This window comes from Thaumasiovibrio subtropicus (genome assembly GCF_019703835.1).
Lineage (GTDB): Bacteria > Pseudomonadota > Gammaproteobacteria > Enterobacterales > Vibrionaceae > Thaumasiovibrio > Thaumasiovibrio subtropicus.
Genome location: NZ_AP023054.1, coordinates 3,420,602 through 3,439,759 on the forward strand (window position 1 = coordinate 3,420,602; position 19,158 = coordinate 3,439,759).

14 protein-coding genes, 5 tRNA genes and 2 rRNA genes are annotated in these 19,158 nt (G+C 47.2%); 3 read left to right on the forward strand and 18 right to left on the reverse strand.

The window, feature by feature from the left end; translation table 11 throughout:
• Window positions 1-19 precede the first annotated feature (19 nt).
• The 15 genes from rpoB to murB all read right to left on the reverse strand — a co-directional run bounded on the left by rpoB (window position 20) and on the right by murB (window position 12,337).
• Entirely contained in the window at window positions 20-4,045 is a 4,026-nt protein-coding gene (gene rpoB, locus TSUB_RS15280; RefSeq protein WP_087026696.1) for a DNA-directed RNA polymerase subunit beta, read from the reverse strand.
• Between the two features lie 226 nt (window positions 4,046-4,271).
• Window positions 4,272-4,640: a 50S ribosomal protein L7/L12 gene (gene rplL / locus TSUB_RS15285; RefSeq protein ID WP_221274548.1), complete on the reverse strand. Its 369-nt coding sequence runs from the start codon at window positions 4,638-4,640 to the stop codon at window positions 4,272-4,274.
• 57 nt (window positions 4,641-4,697) lie between these two features.
• Entirely contained in the window at window positions 4,698-5,186 is a 489-nt protein-coding gene (gene rplJ / locus TSUB_RS15290; RefSeq protein ID WP_087020284.1) for a 50S ribosomal protein L10, read from the reverse strand.
• Window positions 5,187-5,439: 253 nt separating this feature from the next.
• Window positions 5,440-6,147 carry a 50S ribosomal protein L1 gene (gene rplA, locus TSUB_RS15295; protein WP_087020288.1) on the reverse strand — a complete coding sequence of 236 codons (708 nt, stop codon included), beginning with the start codon at window positions 6,145-6,147 and terminating at the stop codon, window positions 5,440-5,442.
• Window positions 6,148-6,151: 4 nt separating this feature from the next.
• Window positions 6,152-6,580 (reverse strand): 50S ribosomal protein L11, encoded by a 429-nt coding sequence (gene rplK, locus TSUB_RS15300; RefSeq protein ID WP_087020291.1) that lies wholly within the window; start codon window positions 6,578-6,580, stop codon window positions 6,152-6,154.
• Between the two features lie 123 nt (window positions 6,581-6,703).
• Window positions 6,704-7,249 carry a transcription termination/antitermination protein NusG gene (gene nusG, locus TSUB_RS15305; protein WP_087020294.1) on the reverse strand — a complete coding sequence of 182 codons (546 nt, stop codon included), beginning with the start codon at window positions 7,247-7,249 and terminating at the stop codon, window positions 6,704-6,706.
• A gap of 12 nt (window positions 7,250-7,261) precedes the next feature.
• Window positions 7,262-7,639, reverse strand: a complete 378-nt coding sequence (gene secE, locus TSUB_RS15310) for a preprotein translocase subunit SecE (RefSeq protein WP_087020297.1) — start codon at window positions 7,637-7,639, stop codon at window positions 7,262-7,264.
• A gap of 203 nt (window positions 7,640-7,842) precedes the next feature.
• Window positions 7,843-9,027, reverse strand: coding sequence for an elongation factor Tu (gene tuf / locus TSUB_RS15315; RefSeq protein WP_087017546.1), 1,185 nt, complete (start codon window positions 9,025-9,027; stop codon window positions 7,843-7,845).
• A 100-nt stretch (window positions 9,028-9,127) separates the two neighbouring features.
• Window positions 9,128-9,203 (reverse strand) — tRNA-Thr (locus TSUB_RS15320).
• Between the two features lie 13 nt (window positions 9,204-9,216).
• Window positions 9,217-9,291, reverse strand: a tRNA-Gly gene (locus TSUB_RS15325).
• Window positions 9,292-9,333: 42 nt separating this feature from the next.
• Window positions 9,334-9,418 (reverse strand) — tRNA-Tyr (locus TSUB_RS15330).
• A gap of 17 nt (window positions 9,419-9,435) precedes the next feature.
• Window positions 9,436-9,511, reverse strand: a tRNA-Thr gene (locus TSUB_RS15335).
• A 97-nt stretch (window positions 9,512-9,608) separates the two neighbouring features.
• Window positions 9,609-10,340: a type III pantothenate kinase gene (locus TSUB_RS15340; protein ID WP_087017472.1), complete on the reverse strand. Its 732-nt coding sequence runs from the start codon at window positions 10,338-10,340 to the stop codon at window positions 9,609-9,611.
• The gene (gene birA, locus TSUB_RS15345) at window positions 10,324-11,301 is read right to left on the reverse strand and encodes a bifunctional biotin--[acetyl-CoA-carboxylase] ligase/biotin operon repressor BirA (protein ID WP_087017474.1); all 978 of its coding nucleotides are present in this window, start codon (window positions 11,299-11,301) and stop codon (window positions 10,324-10,326) included. The genes TSUB_RS15340 and birA overlap by 17 nt, the downstream gene beginning before the upstream one ends.
• Window positions 11,294-12,337, reverse strand: a complete 1,044-nt coding sequence (gene murB / locus TSUB_RS15350) for a UDP-N-acetylmuramate dehydrogenase (protein ID WP_087017476.1) — start codon at window positions 12,335-12,337, stop codon at window positions 11,294-11,296. The genes birA and murB overlap by 8 nt, the downstream gene beginning before the upstream one ends.
• 70 nt (window positions 12,338-12,407) lie before the next feature.
• Between murB and TSUB_RS15355 the strand changes: the two genes are divergently transcribed.
• The 3 genes from TSUB_RS15355 (at window position 12,408) to TSUB_RS15365 (ending at window position 15,640) form a co-directional block, all read left to right on the forward strand.
• Window positions 12,408-12,845 (forward strand): GNAT family N-acetyltransferase, encoded by a 438-nt coding sequence (locus tag TSUB_RS15355; RefSeq protein ID WP_087017478.1) that lies wholly within the window; start codon window positions 12,408-12,410, stop codon window positions 12,843-12,845.
• Window positions 12,846-12,936: 91 nt separating this feature from the next.
• Entirely contained in the window at window positions 12,937-14,286 is a 1,350-nt protein-coding gene (gene pssA / locus TSUB_RS15360; protein ID WP_087017480.1) for a CDP-diacylglycerol--serine O-phosphatidyltransferase, read from the forward strand.
• Window positions 14,287-14,604: 318 nt separating this feature from the next.
• Window positions 14,605-15,640, forward strand: a protein-coding gene (locus TSUB_RS15365; RefSeq protein ID WP_414718386.1) for an IS630 family transposase whose coding sequence is annotated in 2 segments (ribosomal slippage) — window positions 14,605-15,063 and window positions 15,065-15,640 — 1,035 coding nt in all. Because the reading frame shifts where the segments join, the coding sequence is not laid out codon by codon here.
• Window positions 15,641-15,821: 181 nt separating this feature from the next.
• Here the strand turns inward: TSUB_RS15365 and TSUB_RS15370 are convergent.
• The 3 genes from TSUB_RS15370 to TSUB_RS15380 form a co-directional block, all read right to left on the reverse strand.
• A tRNA-Asp gene (locus tag TSUB_RS15370) sits at window positions 15,822-15,898 on the reverse strand.
• Window positions 15,899-15,911: 13 nt separating this feature from the next.
• Window positions 15,912-16,027 (reverse strand): 5S ribosomal RNA (rrf, locus tag TSUB_RS15375).
• 88 nt (window positions 16,028-16,115) lie between these two features.
• A 23S ribosomal RNA gene (locus TSUB_RS15380) occupies window positions 16,116-19,000 on the reverse strand.
• Window positions 19,001-19,158 lie beyond the last annotated feature (158 nt).

Genomic DNA, 19,158 nt, shown 5'->3' on the forward strand with positions numbered 1-19,158 from the left:
ACGAGTTAGAACACGTCGCTTATTCGTCTTCCAACTCGATGTTGATGCCCAACGAGCGGATCTCTTTCAACAATACGTTGAATGATTCCGGCATACCTGGTTCCATGCGGTGATCGCCATCGACGATGTTCTTATACATCTTCGTACGGCCATTCACGTCATCCGACTTAACAGTCAGCATTTCTTGCAGGGTATACGCCGCACCGTATGCTTCCAGTGCCCATACTTCCATTTCACCGAAACGCTGGCCACCGAACTGTGCTTTACCACCCAACGGCTGCTGAGTAACAAGGCTGTAAGAACCAGTTGAACGGGCGTGCATCTTGTCATCAACCAAGTGGTTTAGTTTCAGCATGTACATGTAACCAACCGTTACAGGACGCTCAAACTGTTCACCAGTACGACCATCAAACAGCGTTAGCTGACCAGACTCAGGCAAATCGCCTAACTTCAGTAGCTCTTTAATCGCTGGCTCAGGTGCACCGTCGAAGACAGGTGTCGCGATCGGTAAACCGCCACGCAGGTTCTTAATCAGAGTGCGCACTTCGTCATCAGATAGAGAAGCAACATCTACTTTCTGGCGAGTATCACCGAGGTCATACACCTTCTGTAGGAAGTTACGGAACTCATGAAGTTCACGTTGCTGCTTCAGCATCTCGTTAATCTTGTCACCGATACCCTTCGCTGCAAGACCCATGTGAGTCTCAAGGATCTGACCGATGTTCATACGAGATGGTACACCCAATGGGTTCAATACGATGTCGACAGTCTGGCCTTTCTCATCGTAAGGCATGTCTTCAACTGGACAGATCTTCGAGATAACACCTTTGTTACCGTGACGACCCGCCATCTTATCACCAGGCTGAATGCGACGTTTAACCGCGAGGTAAACTTTCACAATCTTCAGTACACCCGGTGCAAGATCATCACCCTGAGTGATCTTACGACGCTTAGTTTCGAACTTCTTGTCGAACTCTGCTTTCAGCTCGTCGTACTGCTCTGCTAGTTGCTCTAGCTGAGTTTGCTGCGCTTCATCATCAAGAGTTTGCGAGAAGAGCGCTTGACGATCCATGCCCGCTAGTTTGCCTTCGCTGTAACCAGCTTGAGCCAACAAATTACGAACACGCATCAAAAGACCACCCTCAAGGATTTGGAACTCCTCGGTAATGTCCTTCTTCGCTTCTTTCAGTTGCATCTCTTCGATTTCAAGCGCACGCTTGTCTTTCTCAACGCCATCGCGAGTAAAGACCTGTACGTCGATAACCGTACCAGATACTGAGTTAGGTACACGCAGAGAAGAGTCTTTAACATCTGACGCTTTCTCACCAAAGATTGCGCGCAGAAGTTTTTCTTCTGGTGTCAATTGGGTTTCACCTTTAGGGGTCACTTTACCCACTAAGATGTCACCACCTTTCACTTCAGCACCGATATAAACGATACCTGACTCATCAAGCTTAGAGAGTGCTGCTTCACCCACGTTAGGGATGTCGGCAGTAATTTCTTCACTACCCAGCTTAGTATCACGCGCCACACAAGAAAGCTCTTGAATGTGGATAGTTGTCAGGCGATCTTCCTGTACAACACGCTCAGAAACTAGGATGGAGTCCTCGAAGTTATAACCGTTCCAAGGCATGAACGCGATACGCATGTTCTGGCCAAGAGCAAGTTCACCTAGGTCTGTTGAAGGACCATCAGCCAATACGTCTCCACGACCTACAGGCTCACCAGGCATCACAGTTGGACGCTGGTTGATACAGGTGTTCTGGTTAGAACGGGTGTACTTCGTTAGGTTGTAGATGTCGATACCTGCTTCACCAGGAACCAGCTCTTCTTCATTAACCTTAACAACGATACGAGACGCGTCGACAGATTGGACAACACCACCGCGTTTAGCAACAGACGTTACACCAGAGTCAACGGCAACATTACGTTCAATACCCGTACCAACTAACGGCTTATCCGCGCGTAGTGTTGGTACTGCCTGACGTTGCATGTTCGCACCCATAAGGGCACGGTTCGCATCATCGTGCTCTAGGAATGGAATCAAAGAAGCCGCCACAGAAACAACCTGGTTGGTTGCAACGTCCATGTATTGAACATGGTCACGTGGATGTAGGCCTGATTCACCTTTTTCACGAGCAGTAATCAGTTCATCAGCAAAAGAACCATCTTCGTTCAACACGGCGTTAGCCTGTGCGATAACGTAGTGGCCTTCTTCGATAGCTGAAAGGTAATCAACCTCATCGGTTACTTTACCGTCAACAACACGACGGTATGGCGTTTCAAGGAAACCATATGGGTTACAACGAGCAAACGCTGACAATGAGTTGATCAGACCGATGTTTGGACCTTCAGGTGTTTCGATAGGACATAGGCGACCGTAGTGGGTAGCGTGTACATCTCGAACTTCAAAGCCTGCACGCTCACGCGTCAGACCACCTGGACCGAGAGCAGAAATACGACGCTTGTGCGTCACTTCTGACAACGGGTTGTTTTGATCCATAAACTGAGACAGTTGCGAAGAGCCAAAGAACTCTTTTACTGCCGCAGAAATCGGCTTAGCGTTGATCAGATCCTGTGGCATAACGCTATCTAAATCACCAAGACTTAGACGCTCTTTAACAGCACGCTCAACACGTACTAGACCAACACGGAACTGGTTCTCAGCCATCTCGCCCACAGAACGAATGCGGCGGTTACCTAGGTGGTCGATATCATCAACTTCACCTTTACCGTTACGAATATCGATGAGCTTACGCATGACATCGATAATATCTTCGTGACTTAGGGTACCTGCGCCTGTGGTCTCTTCACGAACAAGCGAGCTGTTAAACTTCATACGACCAACCGCTGATAGGTCGTAACGCTCTTCGGAGAAGAATAGGCTTTCGAACAATTGTTCTGCCGCTTCACGCGTTGGTGGCTCACCAGGACGCATCATGCGGTAAATTTCTACTAGCGCACTTAGACGATCGGTCGTGCTGTCGATACGCAAGGTATCTGACATAAACGAACCGTTATCTAGGTCGTTAGTGTAAAGCGTTTCAATTGACTTGAAGCCAGCTTGTGACAACAACGCCAATGACTCTAGGCTCAGTTCTTGGTTCGCCGCAGCGATAACTTCACCTGTCGCTTCGTTCACGTAGTCGCGAGATGCTACTTTGCCTACGATGTACTCAACAGGTACTTCGATGTGGTCAACATCATCTTTTTGCAACTGACGGATATGACGCGCAGTAATACGGCGACCTTGTTCTACATAGGTCTTGCCATTTGCAACGATATCAAACGTTGCAGTTTCACCACGCAGACGATCAGGTACAAGTTCCATCACTAGGTTCTTGCCTTGAACTTCGAAGTTTACCTTATCGAAGAACATGTCAAGAATCTGCTCAGTTGTGTAATCCAGAGCACGTAGAATGATAGATGCAGGTAGCTTACGACGACGGTCTATACGAACATAAACGTTGTCTTTCGGGTCGAATTCGAAGTCTAACCAAGAGCCACGGTAAGGGATAACGCGTGCGTTATAGAGCACTTTTCCTGAGGAATGGGTCTTACCCTTATCGCTGTCAAAGAAGACACCCGGGCTACGGTGCAGCTGGGATACGATAACCCTCTCGGTACCATTGATAACAAAAGTACCGTTATCCGTCATGAGCGGAATTTCGCCCATATAGACTTCTTGCTCTTTAATGTCTTTTACGGTACCAGCCGGCGCATCTTTATCGTACATAACAAGACGCAACTTCACACGAAGTGGAGCTGAGTATGTCACGCCACGAATCTGACATTCTTTCACATCAAAGACCGGCTCACCGAGACGATAGCTAACGTATTGCAACTCGGAATTGCCATTGTAGCTCTGGATTGGGAATACAGAGCGGAAGGCAGCTTCTAAACCGTATTGCCCTTCCGGATCCTGTTCAATGAACTTCTCGAACGAATCGAGCTGGATCGATAGCAAATATGGTATGTCCAAAACTTGAGGACGCTTACCAAAATCCTTACGGATACGCTTTTTCTCGGTATAAGAGTAAACCATAGGTTCCTCAGATCGCTGATAAGTGATCCAAACCACCTCAAAATTACGAGGTAGTGACTTAGCACTGTTTAGTGTAGGAATAACCTGTTGAAAAATAGGTTATTTTTTTGCAAGAGACGCGGTGACAAAACAGGGTAAAATTCACCACCCCCCTACAGCGCAAAAAGGCCGGTGGCTATTTAGCCACCAGCCATTAGCCTTTACAGGCTATGAAACTAAGTAATAATTACTTAATTTCAACAGATGCACCAACTTCTTCTAGCTGAGCTTTAAGCGCTTCAGCTTCGTCCTTCTCTACACCTTCTTTAAGAGGTGAAGGAGCGCCGTCTACTAGAGCTTTAGCTTCTTTAAGACCTAGGCCAGTTGCGCCACGTACTGCTTTGATAACTTGTACTTTGTTACCGCCAGCAGCAGTTAGGATTACGTCAAACTCGGTTTGCTCTTCAGCAGCAGCGCCTTCGCCAGCACCACCAGCAACTACTGCAGCTGCAGCAGATACGCCGAATTTTTCTTCCATAGCTTCGATAAGCTCAACAACTTGCATCACAGACATTTCTGCAACTGCGTCTAGGATTTGCTCGTTAGTAATAGACATAACAATTCTCTTTAAAGTCAATAATTAGTTTAAAATACAACCAAAGAAGTGCAAGGATTATGCAGCTTCTTTTGCATCGCGGATAGCCGCGATAGTGCGAACCAGCTTGCCAGCTGAAGCTTCTTTCATGCACATCATTAGGCGTGCAATTGCTTCGTCGTAAGTTGGTAGTTTCGCTAGTACTTCTACATCAGTGATGTTGCCTTCGAAAGCAGCTGCTTTAACTTCGAAGTTTGCGTTCTCTTTAGCGAAGTCTTTAAAAAGACGCGCTGCCGCACCTGGGTGCTCGTTAGAGAAAGCAAGCAGAGTAGGACCAGTGAAAGTCTCAGAAAGACATTCAAAATCAGTACCTTCAACTGCACGACGTGCTAGTGTGTTACGAACAACTTTCATGTAAACACCCGCTTCACGCGCTTGTTTACGTAGAGAAGTCATCGCACCAACTTCAACGCCACGAGAGTCAGCAACAACTGCAGAAAGTGCACCACCGGCTGCTTCATTGACTGCAGCAACAATTGCTTTTTTGTCTTGAAGATTTAGTGCCATTGGATTTGCTCCTGGTTGTTTATACAACCCACTATAAAAGTGAGCGTGAAAAACGGTGCAGTTCCCAATAGACCTAATATACGAAAAATATTAACAATCGAGTTCTTGGCACCGTCTACGCAGGCTAGATTAAGTTTCTAATGAAACACCTACGGTCTTGGACGAAAGCTCACGTCAATTCAAAACTGAAGAGTTGTGAGCTTTAGCCATTTCAGAGTTGGCGGATTATACATTAATCCACCAATCCTGACAATTAGTTTGCTGCGTTAGTGTCCAGAGTGTTCTGGTCTAGTGCAACACCTGCGCCCATAGTGGTAGACAGGCTAACTTTCTGGATGAAAGTACCTTTTGCAGAAGAAGGCTTCGCTTTCTTCAGTGCTACCAATAGAGCTTCTAGGTTTTCTTTTAGCTTGTCAGCGTCGAAATCCACTTTACCGATGGTAGTGTGGATGATGCCGTTCTTGTCGTTACGGTAACGAACCTGACCTGCTTTCGCGTTCTTAACAGCGTCAGCAACGTTAGGTGTTACAGTACCCACTTTCGGGTTTGGCATCAGGCCGCGTGGACCTAGGATAGTACCTAGTTGACCAACAACGCGCATTGCATCTGGAGATGCGATAACAACGTCGAAGTTCATCTCGCCTTTCTTAACCTGATCAGCTAGATCTTCCATACCTACGATGTCAGCGCCAGCTTCTTTAGCTGCTTCAGCGTTTGCACCCTGAGTGAACACTGCAACGCGGATATCACGGCCAGTACCGTGAGGAAGAACAGTCGCACCACGTACGTTCTGATCAGATTTACGAGCGTCGATACCTAGGTTAACAGCAACGTCAACACTTTCTACGAACTTAGCTGTTGCTAGTTCTTTTAGAAGAGCGACAGCTTCGTTGATTTCGTACTCTTTAGTTACGTCAACTTTTTCGCGAATAACGCGCATACGCTTAGTCAGTTTTGCCATTGTATTAACCCTCTACCACTAGGCCCATTGAACGAGCAGTACCAGCGATAGAACGCTTCATCGCTTCGATGTCCGCGCCAGTCATGTCTGCAGCTTTAGTTTCAGCGATTTCCTGTAGCTGAGCGTCAGTAACAGTACCAACTTTCTCAGTGTTAGGACGACCTGAACCAGACTTAACGCCAGCCGCTTTCTTCAGAAGAACTGCAGCAGGTGGAGTCTTAGTTACGAACGTGAAAGAACGATCGTTGTATACAGTGATAACAACAGGAATTGGAAGACCTTTCTCTACAGAGTCAGTCTTAGCGTTAAACGCTTTACAGAATTCCATGATGTTCACACCGTGCTGACCCAGAGCTGGACCAACTGGTGGTGAAGGGTTAGCCATACCAGCTGCAACTTGCAGCTTGATGTAAGCTTCTACTTTCTTAGCCATTGTAAATTACCTTAAATTTGGGTTCTAACGTCTGTTTTCTAGAACAGACTCCCCGTCTAACGAAAGGGCGCGAAATTATAGTTCAATTTCGCGCCCTTGCCAATACTCTTGGTGAATATTTGATCAGCTTTTCTCTACCTGACCAAACTCCAATTCTACTGGGGTTGCTCGTCCGAAAATCGATACAGAAACTTTCAAACGGCTCTTGTCGTAGTCAACTTCTTCAACGACACCGTTGAAGTCAGCAAATGGACCATCGGTAACGCGTACCACTTCCCCTGGTTCAAACACTGTCTTATGGACAGGAGACTCACTTGCTTTCTCAAGACGGTTAAGAATAGCCGCCGCTTCTTTATCAGAAATCGGAGCAGGGCGGTCAGAAGTGCCACCAATGAAGCCCATTACACGTGGAATACTACGTACCAAGTGCCAAGTTTCATCGTTCATTACCATTTGGACCAGCACATAGCCAGGGAAGAACTTACGTTCACTCTTACGGCGCTGACCTGCACGCATCTCGACCACTTCTTCAGTCGGTACGAGTACTTCTTCAAAGTATTCTTCCATACCGTGCATTTTGATGTGCTCACGCAAAGACTGCGCGACACGACCTTCAAAGCCAGAAAAAGCTTGTACGACATACCAGCGTTTTTTAGGAGCTTCACTCATAAATTTTTACCTCTATACGCCAGTTACTAGACGTACCAAACGAACCATCACGCCGTCGATACCCCAAAGTACTAGCGCCATAACGACAGTGACTGCAAGAACGATAAGTGTTGTTTGCGTTGCTTCTTGACGAGTAGGCCAAACAACCTTGCGAACTTCCATTCGCGACTCACGTGCGAATGCAATAGCATTCTTTCCTTTCAGGGTTAATGATGCGAGACCGGCAGCAGCAGCAACCAAAGCAACTACGGCAGCAGCGCGGATCACAACAGAAATGTCACTGTACAGGTAATTTCCTACAACAGCCGCAGCAAGCAACGCGAATACACCTAACCATTTAAGGAGGTCCATTGAGCCACTTTCATTCTGCGCTTCGGCATTTGTTTTCATACTATCAACCTGTAACTTGTCTACATCATAGACGAAAATCACCCCGCACGTGCGAGGTCAACCGATAAAGGCGACAAGATTGTTGCCTTTAACTCTAAACTGCTTTTAGATGCACGTACTCGATCAATAAATGACCAACACTTAAGTACAATGCTTAAAAAGGGCATCAAATGATGCCCTTTTTATTAGCTGTTCGTCAAATCTTAATCAAAGATTTTCGCAACAACACCAGCACCAACGGTACGGCCACCTTCACGGATTGCGAAGCGTAGACCTTCATCCATTGCGATTGGAGCGATTAGCTCTACAACCATCTTGATGTTGTCGCCTGGCATTACCATCTCAACGCCTTCTGGCAGCTCGATAGTACCAGTCACGTCAGTTGTACGGAAGTAGAACTGTGGGCGGTAGCCTTTGAAGAACGGAGTATGACGGCCGCCTTCATCTTTTGAAAGTACGTATACTTCTGACTCGAACTTAGTGTGAGGAGTGATTGAACCAGGCTTCGCTAGTACTTGACCACGCTCAACTTCGTCACGCTTAGTACCACGTAGTAGAACACCAACGTTCTCACCAGCACGGCCTTCGTCTAGAAGCTTACGGAACATTTCAACACCAGTACAAGTTGTAGTGGTTGTCTCTTTGATACCGATGATTTCTACTTCGTCACCTACGTTGATGATACCTTGCTCAACACGACCAGTTACAACTGTACCACGGCCTTGGATTGAGAATACATCTTCGATTGGTAGGATGAACGGCTTGTCGATTGCACGCTCTGGCTCTGGGATGTAGCTGTCTAGCGCTTCTGCTAGCTCAACAACTTTGTCTTCCCACTCTTTCTCACCGTTAAGTGCACCTAGAGCTGAACCCATGATTACTGGGCAATCATCACCTGGGAAGTCGTACTCAGATAGAAGTTCACGTACTTCCATCTCAACTAGCTCTAGTAGCTCTTCATCATCAACCATGTCACACTTGTTCATGAATACGATGATGTAAGGGATACCAACCTGACGACCTAGTAGGATGTGCTCACGAGTCTGAGGCATTGGGCCATCAGTCGCAGCTACTACAAGGATACCACCGTCCATCTGTGCAGCACCGGTGATCATGTTCTTAACGTAGTCAGCGTGTCCTGGGCAGTCAACGTGTGCGTAGTGACGAGTTGGAGTATCGTACTCTACGTGTGAAGTAGAGATGGTGATACCACGCTCACGCTCTTCTGGAGCGTTATCGATAGATGCGAAGTCTTTCGCTTCACCACCGTATACTTTTGACAAAGTAGTACAGATAGCAGCAGTCAGAGTAGTTTTACCGTGGTCAACGTGGCCGATAGTACCAACGTTAACGTGCGGTTTTGTACGTTCAAATTTTTCTTTAGACATGGATAGTCCCTCTAAGCACGGTATTAGGTGGCGTTACGACCACACAACCAATCATGGGTTTGTAGAGTATATAACAAATGGTCTGAATGACACGAAGAGGTGGTGCTAATAGGCAGATTCGAACTGCCGACCTCACCCTTACCAAGGGTGCGCTCTACCAACTGAGCTATATCAGCACACTTTGAGAAATGGAGCGGGCAGCGGGAATCGAACCCGCATCATCAGCTTGGAAGGCTGAGGTAATAGCCATTATACGATGCCCGCAAACTCTCGTAACTCTTTGAGCTATTCAAACTACTTGAAAAATGGTGGAGGGGGACGGATTCGAACCATCGAAGGCGGAGCCGGCAGATTTACAGTCTGCTCCCTTTGGCCACTCGGGAACCCCTCCACAAAATTTTTAAAAACTGGTGCCGACTACCGGAATCGAACTGGTGACCTACTGATTACAAGTCAGTTGCTCTACCTACTGAGCTAAGTCGGCTTGGTGATGCGCATTCTATGGAAACTTATTTGCCCTTGCAAGCCCTAATCTACGTTTTTTTATTAAAATCATCACCTAATCGCGCACTTTTTCACCATTAACGCTTCATTGCGTATAAAGCGAGCCCTTGCAGTACAAGATCTGACCGATGCGTATACTGTTTTCGAAGTTGTGTTGGGATATGTCGCACCCCTCCACCACATAAAATCACTTCAGGTTCACAACCCAATTTCTCTTTTGCTTCCGCAATACCAAATTGAATCATTCCCATTAAGGCTGCTCGGCAACCATTTTTCAAACCATCGGCGGTGTTATCCGCAAAATGGATCTCTTCTTTGTGGTCACCTTCAGAGAAAACTTTACTGGTATTGGCCAGCACCGACTCCATCATCAATTGATAGCCCGGTGCAATCCAACCACCTAGATGTTTACCGTCCTCTGCTAACACATCAAACGTCAGTGCAGTACCAATATCTATAATCACGGCCGCCTGCTTACTCTGCTGATAAACCGAGATCAGTGTAAGCCAACGATCTACTCCCAGATATTGATATTGGCTATAGGCATTCTTAACCCCAAAATCTTTTCGCTGTGTTCTGACGTGCATACAAGGAATACGATTTTCCTGAGCGATGCGTTGAATGGTGTTATCAATAACACCTGGACCAACACTGGCAAAAACAATACGCTCAATACCACCATCAACTAATGGTTCTAGCACAAGATCCAGCTGTGCACTTGGATACTTACCAAGTTGAGTTACGCTCTGATCCTGCTCTATACCTGCCAACTTTACATAAGTATTGCCAGCTTCAATCAGTAATTGCATCGTTTCCTCTGAGACTCACTTCCCCGCCGACAAATGTTTGCTGTTCTCCATTGGGCATTTCAAGCATTAACCCTCCTTGAGGTGTAATGCCTCTAGCCACGCCTTCAACCACGCGTTCACCCATGATGATTTTCACAGCTCGGCCTAGATAATTATCTAACGTATTCCATCGCGACAAAAACGCATTTAACCCTTGCAACTCGTACTCTGCAAGCCCCGTCCGCAGACGATTTATGAGCGTAGCAACAAGCGTATTGCGAGACGGCATATGTTGACATGCTTGAACAAGCGATGTCCACGGCTGATCAATTACTGAGGTCTCATTCTCCATTGAGAAATTGATCCCCATCCCCATGACAACATGGGCTGCATCACCGGCTTGTCCAGTAAGCTCAACTAAAATACCCGCAAGTTTTTTATCATCCACATAAAGGTCATTAGGCCACTTTACCTTTACATCAGCACCTGTCACCTCACGCAAAGTTTCAGCGGCAATCACCCCAACAACCAGACTCAGTCCCATTGCAGCTGCCATTCCCGCATCTAAGCGCCAATACATAGAAAGGTAAATATTACTACCAAATGGTGAGTACCAAGCGCGACCACGTCGACCACGCCCCGCGGTCTGCAATTCCGCGACACAACAGTGACCACTCTGTAATGATGCTCCTTTGTCAAGCAAGTACTGATTCGTAGAGTCGATAACAGGGATAAGTTCAAACTGTGCTTCGCCAACGTCTTGTTGCAAACGGGCACGGTCAAGCAACTCAAATGGAATTGCGAGTTGATATCCTTTTCCCTGAATACGGAAGATGTCTATCCCCCACTCTTTAAGTACTTGGATATGTTTATTCACAGCCGCTCGGCTTATGCCCAACGAATCGCCTATTTTTTGCCCGGAGTGAAATTGTCCATCAGAGAGCAACTCTATGATCTGTAATCGCGACAAGTGCTCAGTCATTATCTACCTCACTAAGCGTCACTTCTTCTGTACCTTGATAAAATCGCACTTCATGTTCAAGCACTACACCAAATTTTGCTTTGACACTGTTGACCACATGTCGCGCTAACGCCACGATATCCGCAGCGGTTGCTCCGCCCACATTGGTGAGGACGAGTGCTTGCTTAGGATGCACTTGCGCTCCTCCGATACGGAAGCCTTTTAGCCCACACTGATCAATCAACCATCCCGCAGCCAGCTTCGTTTCCCGCTCGGAGACAACATAATGCGGAGCCTCTGGATGGGTAACTAAGAGCGCTTCAACATCGCGACTTGGCAAAACCGGATTTTTGAAAAAGCTGCCTGCATTGCCGATCACTGCGGGATCTGGCAGCTTTTCTTGACGTACTTTGCAGACAAGATCAAAGATTTCTCGAGGGGTTACTGTTGCCGGCTCTAGTGTTTGTAGTGGTCCATAATTGAGGACCGGCGTCCAGACTTTGCTCAATCTAAACCCTACTGCGACGATGATATGGCTATGACGGAAACGGTGTTTAAAAATAGAGTCACGATAGCCAAACTGACAGTCATCTGTATTCAGTCGTTCTACCGTACCCTCATCCAAATTTAGGGCATCTACATAGTCGACCACGTCTTTCAACTCGACCCCATAGGCACCAATATTCTGAATTGGCGAAGAACCAACGCACCCAGGAATCAGTGCCAAGTTCTCAAGTCCACCAATACCCTTATCCACCGCCCACGCAACAAAATTTGGCCAGTCTTCGCCTGCACCGACGTGCAAGTAGTGCGCAGTTTCGGTTTCACGGTGCTCAATCCCAGGAATACGATTAAGCACAATAGTGACATCACTGTCATTAGTGAACAGTACATTACTACCCTTGCCCAAAACGAGCTTAGGCGATTGGCTGTCTGGCGGTGTCTGCCATAACATTTGAACGTCTTCTACTGACTCGGCAACAACGATCCTTTTCGCGCTTACATCAATCCCTAGCGTATGGTGCGCAGCCAAACTGGTTTCCGGCAAAACAAACATAAATTAGACACCGTCCCAAAAAATAGATGCGCTATAGTAGCGTATTCACTTCCCTATCGCAGTTTTTTCCATGTCAAACCCGTTATACACACCGATTGATAAGCTACACGTTCCTTTAGCCAATAAGCTCTATAAAGACCATTATCCCGCGGGTAAAGCCAATAAAGCGGATAGGCTTTGGGCCGTAAAAGAGAACTCCACTTGGCTTGGACTGATTAAATACCGCGATTATGAGCGATTTACGTTTATGTCTGCGATGCTTGTTGTGCCTGAAAGGCGTGGCGAAGGTATTGCTTCAGAACTCATTAAAGCCAGCATTTCGAGCTGCAACCTCGATGTCTACTGCTTCGCCTACGAACATTTAGAACGCTTGTATGTAAAGAATGGCTTTAAGGTCATTGATAAAAGCCTGCTTCCAAATGATCTAGCAACAAGATTTGTGCGCTACACCGAGCAAGGTGGAAAAAAGCTTCTTCCAATGCAATATAGTGTTGCAGAGTGTGAGTAACTCTGTATAACAAAGAGTTGGATCCCAAAATTTGTTATACTCGCCAAAAGAACATCATATCTACGCCATTTAGCGTTTTTTAGAGAAGATAATGGACTCAGCGACATTACAAAGGCAATTCATTGAACAGTTGCCACAGATAGCGCATAACCCAGAGCAACTGACTACTCTGCTAGATGCCAAAGATTTTAGAGAACAGCTTCATAGGGCCATAGAACGAGCTCAGCGACGGATTTACTTAGTTGCCTTATATCTGCAAGATGATGATGCCGGTAGAGGCATTCTAGAGGCTCTCTATAAGGCCAAACAGCAAAATCCCACATTAGATATAAAAGTACTTGTTGATTGGCATCGTGCCCAACGAGGGTTGATCGGTGCAGCACAATCAGAAGGTAATGCAGCCCTTTATCAGGAGTTCGCGAATAAGTATGAACACCAAGTAGAAGTGCTTGGCGTGCCAGTACGTAATCGCGAAGTCTTTGGGGTACTACACCTTAAAGGTTTTATCGTTGATGATACTGTAATCTACAGTGGCGCAAGCCTTAACGATATCTACCTTGCCCAACATGATCGTTATCGATACGACCGCTATCACATAGTGCACAATCACTCTTTAGCGAACTCAATGGCTAATTTAATCACCGAAACACTTGTTGCGAGTGATGCGGTGACTTGCCTAAACCAAAAGAATCGCCCGCAAACAAAAGTGCTTAAAGGCGCAATTAAAGCCCTGCGGAGTAACCTTTCGCGATCCAGCTATCAATACAAAGCTGAAGAAGTTGCTCAAAACCAAGTAGGATTGATTCCTCTTATTGGCCTAGGTAAGCGCAAGAACAAACTGAATAACTACATTAAGCGTTTAATCGCGAGTGCCCAAAATGAACTTATCATTTGCACTCCCTACTTCAATTTTCCTCGTAGTATCGCAGTAGAAGTGAAGAAAGCGCTAAAGCGTGGTGTGAAAGTGACGATTGTCGTCGGTGATAAAACAGCGAATGATTTCTATAGCCCACCTTCGGAGCCTTTTAAAACGATCTCTGGTTTACCCTACCTCTACGAAATAAACCTTCGTAATTTCGCGCGCCAGAACGAAGCCGCTTTGGCTCGTCGCCAACTCGCCATTCACCTTTGGAAGCATGAAACCAACAGTTTTCATCTCAAAGGGCTATGGGTAGACAAGCAGTTCATGATGATCACGGGTAATAATCTAAACCCACGTGCTTGGAAACTTGATTTAGAGAACGCTATTTTAGTGAACGATAAGCATCAGTTGATCGCTGAACAAAAGCAGCAAGAGATCGATACTATTTTAACGCACACACGCCTCGTTGGTAGCTATCTCGATATTGAAGACATTAGTAGCTACCCACTGCCAGTTAAGAAGCTTTTGAAGCGTTTAAGACGTTTTAGAGCAGATCACATTCTTAATCAGATACTTTAATAACAACGGCCTGAATCTACTCAGGCCGTTTTTTGTTGTGGCTCACCATTCAATCCTTAGATAGCTACTTCAGCTCATATTCTATGAAAATACCCGAATGCAAAACCTCCTCGTTTAGAGGGTGATGCTGCGCTTACAAGTATGCGCTGTATAGAATCGAGGTTTGGCTGGCTCAAACGGCGTTACTAAAGTATCGGCTAAAGGTTGAGTAAAGTTGATCAGGGGATTTAACTGGTACTAAACCACAGGCTTATTATACCATTCTAAGTAAAAATATGATCTAATTGAGGCTGTTACTTCTTCATGAAAAAAGACGCTATGGACAGCCTCGATACCATTGATTTCAAAAAGCTTGCTAGCCAACAAAAATCTATTCAGATGAAGATGCGATTGCTCGCATTGGCACACTTTAAAGATGGTCACTCTCGAACCCAAATTGCTAAGTTCCTTAAGGTAAGCAGAACGAGTGTGAATAAGTGGGTACAAACATTCCTTGAAGAAGGGCTTGAAGGGCTGCAAGAGAAACCAAGAACGGGTCGCCCAGCATTCCTCAATACTCAGCAACGTGAACAGCTAAGCCTGTTTATAAAGGCACGTGCCGAAGATTCATCTGGGGGGAGGTTAACAGGTACTGATATTCATGCTTATATCGTGAAAGAGTTTGGTAAACACTACCACCCAGACTCTATCTACTATTTGCTTAGTCACATGGGCTTCTCTTGGATAACATCACGCTCCAAGCACCCTCGTCAATCCCAGCAAACCCAAGACGATTTTAAAAAAATTCAAAATTGAAACGATCCTTAAGATCCCCGGTCACATGGGGCTTGATAACGTCGATGTCTGGTTTCAAGATGAAGCAAGATTTGGTCAGCAAAACACGACAACTCGACTTTGGGCTAAACGGGGATCAAGACCAAGAGCAGTTAAACAGCAGCAGTTTGAATATGCGTATTTGTTTGGCTCAGTATGTCCCGCTAGAGGTATTGGCGAGGCGCTGGTCGTTCCTTGGGTTAACAAGGACATTATGGTTGAGCACCTTAAGCAGATCTCCGCGGTGACCGAAAAAGGTCGTCACGCAGTGATCATTATGGATGGCGCTGGCTGGCATACAAATGACATTGCAGAACAGTTCAGTAATGTCAGTATCATCAAGCTCCCGCCATATTCACCAGAGCTAAATCCTATAGAACAAGTGTGGAGTTGGCTCAGACAACACTATCTTGCCAATCAGAGTTTTACCGACTACGAAGATATTGTGTCGAAAGTATGCACTGCATGGAATCGATTCTTGAAGCGTGCAGATAGAGTGACCAAAATGTGCACCAGAGACTGGATTAAACTGACCAGTTAATTTTCCAGATTGGTATAAGTGGCGGAGGGCCGGGCTTGCGTACAAGCGGGACTCGAACCCGCGATTGCCTTCGGCAGCGTTACAGACCGCTTCTTTCAAGGTAAAAAGCTAACCAACTGAACTACCGCTCTATACTGCACATACAAAAAGTCCCCAGCATTGCTGCTAGGGATTCAATGATTGGCGGAGTGGACGGGACTCGAACCCGCGACCCCCGGCGTGACAGGCCGGTATTCTAACCAACTGAACTACCACTCCGCACTAATTCAAAGCCTGGCGATGTCCTACTCTCACATGGGGAGACCCCACACTACCATCGGCGCTATTGCGTTTCACTACTGAGTTCGGCATGGAGTCAGGTGGGTCCACAATGCTATGGTCGCCAAGCAAAATTTTGTTCAAACTATGAAAACTGGCTAGTGTTCTTCTTCACATTCAAGCGCGATTAAGCCCGATAAAACACCTTGGGTGTTGTATGGTTAAGCCTCACGGGCAATTAGTACAGGTTAGCTCAACGCCTCACAACGCTTACACACCCTGCCTATCAACGTCGTAGTCTACGACAACCCTTTAGGACAGTTAAACTGCCAGGGAGAACTCATCTCAAGGCTCGCTTCCCGCTTAGATGCTTTCAGCGGTTATCGATTCCGAACTTAGCTACCGGGCAATGCGTCTGGCGACACAACCCGAACACCAGAGGTTCGTCCACTCCGGTCCTCTCGTACTAGGAGCAGCCCCTTTCAATTCTCCAACGCCCACGGCAGATAGGGACCGAACTGTCTCACGACGTTCTAAACCCAGCTCGCGTACCACTTTAAATGGCGAACAGCCATACCCTTGGGACCGACTTCAGCCCCAGGATGTGATGAGCCGACATCGAGGTGCCAAACACCGCCGTCGATATGAACTCTTGGGCGGTATCAGCCTGTTATCCCCGGAGTACCTTTTATCCGTTGAGCGATGGCCCTTCCATTCAGAACCACCGGATCACTATGACCTGCTTTCGCACCTGCTCGACTTGTCAGTCTCGCAGTCAAGCGGGCTTATGCCATTGCACTAACCTCACGATGTCCGACCGTGATTAGCCCACCTTCGTGCTCCTCCGTTACGCTTTGGGAGGAGACCGCCCCAGTCAAACTACCCACCAGGCACTGTCCTCACCCCAGATAATGGGGCCAAGTTAGAACATCAAACATACAAGGGTGGTATTTCAAGGATGACTCCACGCTATCTGGCGACAACGCTTCAAAGTCTCCCACCTATCCTACACATGTAGGCTCAATGTTCAGTGCCAAGCTGTAGTAAAGGTTCACGGGGTCTTTCCGTCTAGCCGCGGGTACACAGCATCTTCACTGCGATTTCAATTTCACTGAGTCTCGGGTGGAGACAGCGTGGCCATCATTACGCCATTCGTGCAGGTCGGAACTTACCCGACAAGGAATTTCGCTACCTTAGGACCGTTATAGTTACGGCCGCCGTTTACCGGGGCTTCGATCAAGAGCTTCGACCGAAGTCTAACCCCATCAATTAACCTTCCGGCACCGGGCAGGCGTCACACCGTATACGTCATCTTTCGATTTTGCACAGTGCTGTGTTTTTAATAAACAGTTGCAGCCACCTGGTATCTGCGACTCCCGTTAGCTCCATCCGCGAGGGACTTCACCGACAGGAGCGTACCTTCTCCCGAAGTTACGGTACCATTTTGCCTAGTTCCTTCACCCGAGTTCTCTCAAGCGCCTTGGTATTCTCTACCCGACCACCTGTGTCGGTTTGGGGTACGATTCCTTACAATCTGAAGCTTAGAAGCTTTTCCCGGAAGCATGGCATCAATGACTTCACTGCCGTAGCAGCTCGACGTCGTATCTCAGTCTTAGGTGTCCGGATTTGCCTAAACACCCAACCTACATACTTGAACCTGGACAACCGTCGCCAGGACCACCTAGCCTTCTCCGTCCCTCCATCGCAATTGTAAGAAGTACGGGAATATTAACCCGTTTCCCATCGACTACGCTCTTCAGCCTCGCCTTAGGGGTCGACTTACCCTGCCCCGATTAACGTTGGACAGGAACCCTTGGTCTTCCGGCGAGGGGGTTTTTCACCCCCTTTATCGTTACTCATGTCAGCATTCGCACTTCTGATACCTCCAGCATGCTTTACAGCACACCTTCAACAGCTTACAGAACGCTCCCCTACCCAATACGCATAAGCGCATTGCCGCAGCTTCGGTTTACTACTTAGCCCCGTTACATCTTCCGCGCAGGCCGACTCGACCAGTGAGCTATTACGCTTTCTTTAAATGATGGCTGCTTCTAAGCCAACATCCTGGCTGTCTGAGCCTTCCCACATCGTTTCCCACTTAGTAGTAATTTGGGACCTTAGCTGGCGGTCTGGGTTGTTTCCCTCTCCACGACGGACGTTAGCACCCGCCGTGTGTCTCCCGGATAGTACTTACTGGTATTCGGAGTTTGCAAAGGGTTGGTAAGTCGGGATGACCCCCTAGCCTTAACAGTGCTCTACCCCCAGTAGTATTCGTCCGAGGCGCTACCTAAATAGCTTTCGGGGAGAACCAGCTATCTCCAGGTTTGATTGGCCTTTCACCCCCAGCCACAAGTCATCCGCTAATTTTTCAACATTAGTCGGTTCGGTCCTCCAGTAAGTGTTACCTCACCTTCAACCTGCCCATGGCTAGATCACCTGGTTTCGGGTCTACACCCTGCAACTGTACGCCCAGTTAAGACTCGGTTTCCCTACGGCTCCCCTATTCGGTTAACCTTGCTACAGAATGTAAGTCGCTGACCCATTATACAAAAGGTACGCAGTCACCCCGAAGGGCTCCCACTGCTTGTACGTACACGGTTTCAGGTTCTATTTCACTCCCCTCACAGGGGTTCTTTTCGCCTTTCCCTCACGGTACTGGTTCACTATCGGTCAGTCAGGAGTATTTAGCCTTGGAGGATGGTCCCCCCCTATTCAGACAACGTTTCACGTGCGCCGTCCTACTCGATTTCACTGATAAGGGATTGTCGGTTACGGGGCTATCACCCTGTATCGCGGCACTTTCCAGAGCCTTCACCTAATCCCAAACCAGCTTAAGGGCTACTCCGATTTCGCTCGCCGCTACTTTCGGAATCTCTGTTGATGTCTTTTCCTTCGGGTACTTAGATGTTTCAGTTCCCCGAGTTCGCCTCATAACGCTATGTATTCACGTTATGATGACCGCTTATGCGGCCGGGTTTCCCCATTCGGAAATCCATGAGTATAGTGACTCTTACCGTCTTCTCATGGCTTATCGCAGGTTAGCACGTCCTTCATCGCCTCTGACTGCCAAGGCATCCACCGTGTACGCTTAGTCACTTAACCATACAACCCCAAGGCGTCTTTATTTCACTTTACAAAAGTGAAGACACACAGGCGTATGACAGCAACCAAGGTTTACATGTTTTCGCCGGACTCAATACAAGACACTTGAATGTGTTTGTTGTATTTACTTGCGTAAATACATTTGAGAACTTGTTCAT

Excerpts from the sequence above, each read along its gene's own strand:
- nusG (WP_087020294.1), bottom strand. The coding sequence starts at position 7,249 with ATGAGTGAAGCTCCTAAAAAACGCTGGTATGTCGTACAAGCTTTTTCT.
- pssA (WP_087017480.1), top strand. The coding sequence starts at position 12,937 with ATGGACTCAGCGACATTACAAAGGCAATTCATTGAACAGTTGCCACAG.
- birA (WP_087017474.1), bottom strand. The coding sequence starts at position 11,301 with ATGACTGAGCACTTGTCGCGATTACAGATCATAGAGTTGCTCTCTGAT.
- tuf (WP_087017546.1), bottom strand. The coding sequence starts at position 9,027 with ATGTCTAAAGAAAAATTTGAACGTACAAAACCGCACGTTAACGTTGGT.
- secE (WP_087020297.1), bottom strand. The coding sequence starts at position 7,639 with ATGAAAACAAATGCCGAAGCGCAGAATGAAAGTGGCTCAATGGACCTC.
- rplL (WP_221274548.1), bottom strand. The coding sequence starts at position 4,640 with ATGTCTATTACTAACGAGCAAATCCTAGACGCAGTTGCAGAAATGTCT.
- TSUB_RS15340 (WP_087017472.1), bottom strand. The coding sequence starts at position 10,340 with ATGCAATTACTGATTGAAGCTGGCAATACTTATGTAAAGTTGGCAGGT.
- rplA (WP_087020288.1), bottom strand. The coding sequence starts at position 6,147 with ATGGCAAAACTGACTAAGCGTATGCGCGTTATTCGCGAAAAAGTTGAC.
- rplJ (WP_087020284.1), bottom strand. The coding sequence starts at position 5,186 with ATGGCACTAAATCTTCAAGACAAAAAAGCAATTGTTGCTGCAGTCAAT.
- rpoB (WP_087026696.1), bottom strand. The coding sequence starts at position 4,045 with ATGGTTTACTCTTATACCGAGAAAAAGCGTATCCGTAAGGATTTTGGT.
- rplK (WP_087020291.1), bottom strand. The coding sequence starts at position 6,580 with ATGGCTAAGAAAGTAGAAGCTTACATCAAGCTGCAAGTTGCAGCTGGT.
- TSUB_RS15355 (WP_087017478.1), top strand. The coding sequence starts at position 12,408 with ATGTCAAACCCGTTATACACACCGATTGATAAGCTACACGTTCCTTTA.
- murB (WP_087017476.1), bottom strand. The coding sequence starts at position 12,337 with ATGTTTGTTTTGCCGGAAACCAGTTTGGCTGCGCACCATACGCTAGGG.